This window comes from Mesorhizobium sp. M7A.T.Ca.US.000.02.2.1, assembly GCF_003996995.1.
GTDB lineage: Bacteria > Pseudomonadota > Alphaproteobacteria > Rhizobiales > Rhizobiaceae > Mesorhizobium.
The window spans coordinates 31900-38503 of sequence record NZ_RZTT01000008.1 but is presented as its reverse complement, the minus strand read 5'-3'; the positions used below and the strand labels follow the sequence as shown (position 1 = coordinate 38503).

At 61.1% G+C, this 6604-nt stretch carries 7 protein-coding genes; 1 reads left to right on the top strand and 6 read right to left on the bottom strand.

Annotation, left to right across the window (positions count from 1 at the left end):
• From EOD15_RS01910 to EOD15_RS01885, 6 genes are all read right to left on the bottom strand, one after another.
• The coding region (locus tag EOD15_RS01910; RefSeq protein WP_148129483.1) for an ABC transporter ATP-binding protein at positions 1-771 on the bottom strand (771 nt) is incomplete at its 3' end.
• Positions 768-989 (bottom strand): hypothetical protein, encoded by a 222-nt coding sequence (locus EOD15_RS01905; RefSeq protein ID WP_127268335.1) that lies wholly within the window; start codon positions 987-989, stop codon positions 768-770. The genes EOD15_RS01905 and EOD15_RS01910, both read right to left, overlap by 4 nt.
• Positions 986-1945 (bottom strand): carbohydrate ABC transporter permease, encoded by a 960-nt coding sequence (locus tag EOD15_RS01900; protein WP_127268334.1) that lies wholly within the window; start codon positions 1943-1945, stop codon positions 986-988. The genes EOD15_RS01905 and EOD15_RS01900 overlap by 4 nt, the downstream gene beginning before the upstream one ends.
• 1 nt (position 1946) lies before the next feature.
• Positions 1947-2852 (bottom strand): sugar ABC transporter permease, encoded by a 906-nt coding sequence (locus tag EOD15_RS01895; RefSeq protein ID WP_023812446.1) that lies wholly within the window; start codon positions 2850-2852, stop codon positions 1947-1949.
• A 70-nt stretch (positions 2853-2922) separates the two neighbouring features.
• On the bottom strand, positions 2923-4239 hold the full coding sequence (locus EOD15_RS01890) for an extracellular solute-binding protein (protein WP_023812445.1): 1317 nt from the start codon (positions 4237-4239) through the stop codon (positions 2923-2925).
• A gap of 360 nt (positions 4240-4599) precedes the next feature.
• Positions 4600-5295, bottom strand: a complete 696-nt coding sequence (locus tag EOD15_RS01885) for a TetR/AcrR family transcriptional regulator (RefSeq protein ID WP_127408255.1) — start codon at positions 5293-5295, stop codon at positions 4600-4602.
• A gap of 112 nt (positions 5296-5407) precedes the next feature.
• Between EOD15_RS01885 and EOD15_RS01880 the strand changes: the two genes are divergently transcribed.
• A complete protein-coding gene (locus EOD15_RS01880; RefSeq protein WP_127322820.1) occupies positions 5408-6604 on the top strand; it encodes a Tm-1-like ATP-binding domain-containing protein in 1197 nt (398 codons plus the stop codon).

Genomic DNA, 6604 nt, shown 5'->3' with positions numbered 1-6604 from the left:
GACCGTCACCGAGACCGAGGACGCCGTCTCGGCGACTGCCGCATCGGCGACGTTCATCACCGGACTGCCGACGAATTGCGCCACGAACAGATTGGCCGGGTGCGAATAGACCTCGTCGGGCGAACCGACCTGCTGCAGCACGCCTTCATGCATGATGACGATGCGGTCGGCGAGGCTCATCGCCTCGATCTGGTCGTGCGTCACATAGATGGTCGTCGACCCCTGCTTGATGTGCAGCCGCTTGATCTCGGCCCGCATCTCCTCGCGCAGCTTGGCGTCGAGCGCGCCGATCGGCTCGTCCATCAGCATGGCCTTCGGCCGCCGCACCAGCGCCCGGCCAATGGCGACGCGCTGCATGTCGCCACCCGAGAGCGCCGATGGCTTCTTGTCCAGCAGATCGGTGATCTGCAGCGTCTTGGCGACGGAGCGAACCTCGCTGTCGATCTCCGTCTTGCTCTTGCGCGTGGCGCGCAAGGGGAAGGCGATGTTCTCGTAGACGCTCATATGCGGATAGAGCGAGAACGACTGGAAGACCATGGCAATGTCGCGGTCAGCGGCCTTTAGATGCTGGATCGGTTTGCCGTCGATGAGGATGTCGCCCTCGTCGATCGTTTCCAGCCCGGCGATGGCCCGCAGCGTCGTCGTCTTGCCGCAGCCCGACTGGCCGAGCAGAACGATGAACTCGTTGTCGGCGATCTTGAGGTTCAGGTCCTTGATGACCTGGACGGCGCCGAAGAATTTCTGGACGCCGCGAAGCTCGATCTGGGTCAATGCTGTGCTCCCGGATTGCGCACCTGGCCGGTGCCGGCCTTTTCCTCAGGCGCGATCTTGGAGGTTACGTTGAAGCCGACCAGCCCGATCAGGATGATGGTCAGGCCATATGTGTGCAACAACAGGTTCCAGGGCTGGCAGAGTGCTATGATGCCGAGCACCATCAGCACCTGCGAACCGGGCTCCAGATATTTCTGGTTGATGGCACGAAAGCTCATTTGCGAATCGCTCCGAAGGACATGCCGCGCAGCAGATGGTTGCGGAGCAGGAACGTGAAGATCGCGACCGGCAGCAGGAATAGAAAGGTTCCGGCGGCGATCACCGTCCAGTCCGGCAGGCCCGAGCCGACCTGGCTCGGGATGAAGGGCGGTGCGGTCTGGGCGCGGCGGTTGGTCATGATCAGTGCGAAGGCATATTCGTTCCACGCGGTGATGAAGCAGAACACCGCGGTGGCGGCGATGCCGGTGGCCGCCTCGGGCAGCACGATCTTGAAGAAGGCCTCCATGCGCGTGTAACCGTCGACCAGGGCCGCCTCTTCATACTCTTTCGGTATCTCATCCATAAAACCCTTCATCAGCCACACCGAGAAGGACAGGTTGAAGGCGGTGTAGAGGATGATCAGGCCCACATGCGTGTCGTTGAGGCCGACCGCCCGGTACATCAGGAACATCGGGATCGCCACCACCACCGGCGGGAGCATGCGTGTCGACAGGATGAAGAAGAGCAGGTCAGCCTCCCCCTTCACCTTGAAGCGCGAAAAGCCATAGGCGGTGAAGGTGCCCATGCCGACCGCCAGCACCGTGGAGGTGATGGCGATGATCAGCGAGTTCATGAAGCGGCTCGGATAGCCGGACCATTGCACCTGGCCCTTGCCGTCGCGCACGATCTTTTCACCGCCGTCGAAGACGACGCGCTCCCACCAGGGCGCTGCCGCATACTCTTCCGGCGTCGGCGCGCTGCGCAGTTGCGAGCGCTTGGTGAACAGTTTGACGAAGGGCGATATCTCCGGCTGGAACACCACCGTCGGCGGGATGGTCGTGGCAAGATTGCGCGGCTTGAACGCCGTTGAGGCAATCCAGTAGATCGGCGCGAGGAAGATGATCGTCACCAAAAGGACAACGACGATGGCGACGCGATTGAAGCCGATTTCGGAAGAAGTGCGGACGGCGGCCATCTCAGCGCTCCTTCACCTTGTTGAGGTATTTGACGTAGATGTTGGTGATAGCCAGCACCATGATCAGCACGATGTAGGCAAGCGCGCAGGAGCGCCCGGTCTGCCATTCCTGGAAGGCCATCTTGTAGAGCCGGATCGAGATCACCTCGGTGGTTGGCTGGCTGGTCAGGATGTAGGCGAGATCGAAGGTCTTGAACGCCTCCATGGTGCGGAAGATGATCGCGATCATCAGAATCGGCGCGACCAGCGGCAGCGTAATGCGAAAGAAGGTATAGAACGAGCCGGCGCGGTCGATCGCCGCCGCCTCGTAGAGGTGCTTCGGCACTGCCGACAGGCCGGCAAGCGACAGCAGCATGACGAAGGGCGACCACATCCAGATGTCGGTGATGGCAACCGCGTAGAGCGCCATGTCAGGGTTGGACAGCCACTCGAAATTGCCGAGGCCGAGTGCATAGTTGATGACACCCCATGACGGATCATAGAGCAGTTTCCAGAACAGACCGACGACGGCCATCGACAGCATCATCGGCAACAGCAGCAGTGTCGTCAGCAGGCCCTTCAGCGGGATATCGCGGTTGAGCAGCAACGCCACGCCAAAGCCGACGATGACCTGACCGACCACGGAGACGATGACATATTTGGCGGTGATGGCGAAATTCGACCAGATGAACGGGTCGTTGAGCAGTTCGCGATAATTCTGCAGTCCGACGAAATTGGCCGCCGCCGGGCTCGACGCGCGAAAGTCGGTGAACGAATAGCCGAGCGAATAGAGCAGTGGAAAGATGTTGAAGACGATCAGGAAAACGATCGTCGGGATGATGAAGAGATTTCGGATCGTGAGGTCGCTCATGCCGCGGGTGGCGGAGCGCGAGTTGGGATCCAGCGTGGTCATGACTGCAGTGGCCAAAGCCAGTTCCTTCCTTGAGAAAAGAAAACGGAAGGGGTGGGCTCCCACCCCTTCCGAGCGTTAGTGCCGCTTACTTCACGCGGTTGTACTTCTTGAACGTCGCGTTCCAGTCCGCGGCGAGCGAATCGAGCACTTCCTTGGCCGTGCCCTGATTGCCGGTGATGTACGGATAGACGCGTTGGTTCATCGCGATGAGCAGCTCGGCGTACTCCGGCGTCGCCCAGAAATCCTTCACCTTGAACATGGTTTCGTAGAAGGCCTTGTTGTAAGGCGTGGCGTTCTGGAATTCAGGCGACTCGAGCACCTTGGCACTTGCCGTGTAACCGCCGAGTTCCGCCCACTTCTTCTGCGTCTCGTCTTTGATGAACCATTCCAGGAACTTCATCGCCTCTTCCTTGTTGTTGGAATAGGAGATGACGGAGATGCCCTGGCCGCCGAGCGCGGCGAACTGGTCGCCGTTCGGGCCGGCCGGGTTGGCGAAGAAGCCTGTGTTCTTGGCATTCGGGTTCGAGGCTTCGTTGATGAGCGCCGGGAAGAAGGCGAAGTAGTTCATGCTCATCGCAGCCAGATTCTCGGTGATCGCCTGGTTGTCCTCGATGAAGAAGCTCTTGGCCCAACCAGGAGGTGTGAAGGAATAGAGTTCCTTGTAGACCTCGAGCGCCTTGACGTTCTGATCGGAGTTGATGATCCCGTCGACCTTGTAAGTGGCATAGTCGCCAAGTTCGCCGCCGTAGGAGAAGATGGCGTTCTCGACGCCCATCACCAGGGCATCATATGAATTGTCGGTGTAGATGGCGACGCCGTAGCGCTTCTGGTCGGGACGGTGGAAGAATTCGGCAATGTCGCGCAGCGCCTTGAAATCCTTCGGCACGCCGAGATCGTAGCCATACTTGGCCTTGAAGGCTTCCATTTCCTTGGGGTCCTCGAACCAGTCCTTACGGTAGGACCAGCCGACTGCGTCACCCTCGGCCGGGATCGACCAGTACTTGCCGGAGGCCGACGGATATTCGGCGTAGTACTTGACAGTCGCCGGCGCCATCACCTCCTTCAAATTATGCTTGTTGAAGAAGTCGGTAAGGTCGACATAGTGGCCCGCCTCGGATGCGGCACCGATCCACTGCGAGTCGCCGACCACCATGTCGTAGGCGCTGCCCTTGGCGTTGAACTCGGTGAATGCCTTGGTCTGGAAGTCGGACCAAGGTGTGGTTTCGACCGTGACCTTCACGCCGGTCTCGGCCTCGTAAAGATTGACGAGTTCCTGCAAATAGTTCGCCGGATCCCATTCCGCCCAGAATATGGTGAGTTCTTTGTCCTGCGCGTAAACGGACGTTCCGCAGGCAAGCGTTAAGCCGATACCAGCAAGTGCGCTGGTCACTAACTTGCGCATAATGATTTCCTCCCTTGTGCGCGTTCTACCTTATCGTGCGAGCCGGCAACGGGGCCGGCCCTGGTAGTTCCTCCCGTGATCGCACCTTCCCGGTTTCGAGCCTCCTCGCCCCTGCCGGAAAATGGATCGCAGCCCTCACTTTCGATCCGCTTTTCTGATCCAATCTGGTATTACCAATTTTGCATGCACGTCAAGCCCTTTCTTGACAGCTTGACGTGGTCATTGCCATCGGATTCCGGCTTTATCTGCCTGTTTTACCAAGATTTTCCTACTCAGTGATATGATTGGGTATTGTCCGACACCCCACTCAACGGCTAAGATCAGTAGCGTGCATGCCAATCTGGTCGAACCAGATAGGCTCTATTTCATGACTACCTTCGGATCGGGGCTGCCTCCTTCATCGACCGATTCCGCGACTGCCGCACGCACCAGCGCCCCGGCTGCCCACTGTGCGACCGCCCTCGTCCGGCGGCTGTCCAGTCCCCAGATATCCTTGAGCACAATCAGCACCTCGACGCCGAAGATCAGCGACAGCGCCTGCGCCAGCCGCTTGAAGTCGCGCGGCGGCAAACGGCTCTTGAGCGGCGCGATCGCATCTTTCAGCAAGTCGATGCGATGGCCGCGCGTAAAGGCGGGCTCAGCGCCCAGCGTGCCGGCCTGACGCCGCGCCCATTGATCGAGCGACAGCTTCAGTGCTGCCTTGAACGTGGCTTCGAAGGCCTCGATGCGCGGCATGGCCGTATCGAACAGCTCCGCGACCCGGCGCTCGGCATCGGCGGAGGTCGATTGCCAGGTGAGGATTGGCCCCAGCCCCTCGTCGACGACGGCCTGCACCAGTGCCGACTGGCTCGGGAAGTAACGATAGGCGGTGGCACGGGAAACCTCGGCCGCCTCGGCGACCTCGCTGACCGAGGGCGTGACGCCCGCCTGCATCAGCCTTGTTGCCGTCTCCAGCATCAGCCGTTTGGTCCGCGCGCGCGGACCACGTTCGGGCACCGGGCCGGTTGCCCGTTCAGCGTCGTCGCTCGCAGCGGATTGTTGACGTGAGACATTCATGCCAATACGATACGCGCGTCTCAAAAATTTTCAATGGTGTCCGCATCGTCGAGTGGCCCGGGCAATGAGCAATGGGGGCGGCATTGCGCCTGCCAGGATCGGGGGAGCGCAAATGAAGCGTATTTATGTGGCGGGTACCGCGGACACGAAGGGCGAGGAGCTCGCCTTCCTGGCCGATGCGATCACTGCTGCGGGCGCCATCGTTTGCCGTGTCGATGTCGGAACGCGCGACGCAACCATCCCCGTCGATATCGGCGCGAGGGAAATCGCCGACCATCATCCCGGCGGCCGTGACGCCGTGCTCGGCGGCAATGACCGTGGCGCCGCGGTCGCCGCGATGGGCATCGCCTTCGCCCGCTTTGCCCAATCGCGCAACGACATCGCAGCCATGATCGGCATCGGCGGCGGTGGCGGCACATCGATCATCACATCGGGCATGCGCGCCCTGCCGCTCGGCTTGCCCAAGATCATGGTCTCGACGCTCGCCTCCGGCGATACCGCTCCCTATGTCGATGTCTCCGACATCATCATGATGCCGGCGGTGACCGACATGGCCGGACTGAACCGGATCTCCCGTGTCGTGCTGCACAATGCCGCCCAGGCGATCGTAGGCATGGCAACCAAGCCGGCGCCGCCACCCGACGGCAAACCATCGATCGGCCTCACCATGTTCGGCGTCACAACGCCTTGCGTGACCGCAATCGCCGACCAGCTCCGTTCCAGATATGACTGCATGGTCTTCCACGCCACCGGCACCGGCGGCCGCAGCATGGAAAAGCTGGCCGACAGCGGCTTGCTGTCCGGCGTCATCGACATCACCACGACCGAAGTCTGCGACCTGCTGTTCGGCGGCGTGCTGCCGGCGACGGAGGATCGTTTCGGCGCCATAGTTCGCACGGAGCTGCCCTATGTCGGCTCCGTCGGCGCGCTCGACATGGTGAACTTCTGGGCCCCTTCGACCATTCCGGAGCACTATCGCGATCGGCTGTTCTACGAACACAATCCCAATGTCACGCTGATGCGCACCACGGCGGACGAATGCCGTGCGATCGGCGAATGGATCGGCACCAGGCTCGCCCGCTGCGGAGGGCCGGTGCATTTTCTCATCCCGGAAAAAGGCGTCTCGGCGCTCGACATCGAAGGCGGCGCCTTCTTCGACCCGGAAGCCGACGCCGTTCTGTTCGAAGCCATCGAGCGCACCATCCAGCCCAACGGCAAACGCCGCGTGACGCGCCTGCCGCTGCATATCAACGACCCGGAATTCGCAAAGGCTGCAACATCGGCCTTCCTCGACATCGCCAGACAGTGA

Excerpts from the sequence above, each read along its gene's own strand:
- EOD15_RS01905 (WP_127268335.1), bottom strand. The coding sequence starts at position 989 with ATGAGCTTTCGTGCCATCAACCAGAAATATCTGGAGCCCGGTTCGCAG.
- EOD15_RS01900 (WP_127268334.1), bottom strand. The coding sequence starts at position 1,945 with ATGGCCGCCGTCCGCACTTCTTCCGAAATCGGCTTCAATCGCGTCGCC.
- EOD15_RS01890 (WP_023812445.1), bottom strand. The coding sequence starts at position 4,239 with ATGCGCAAGTTAGTGACCAGCGCACTTGCTGGTATCGGCTTAACGCTT.
- EOD15_RS01885 (WP_127408255.1), bottom strand. The coding sequence starts at position 5,295 with ATGAATGTCTCACGTCAACAATCCGCTGCGAGCGACGACGCTGAACGG.
- EOD15_RS01880 (WP_127322820.1), top strand. The coding sequence starts at position 5,408 with ATGAAGCGTATTTATGTGGCGGGTACCGCGGACACGAAGGGCGAGGAG.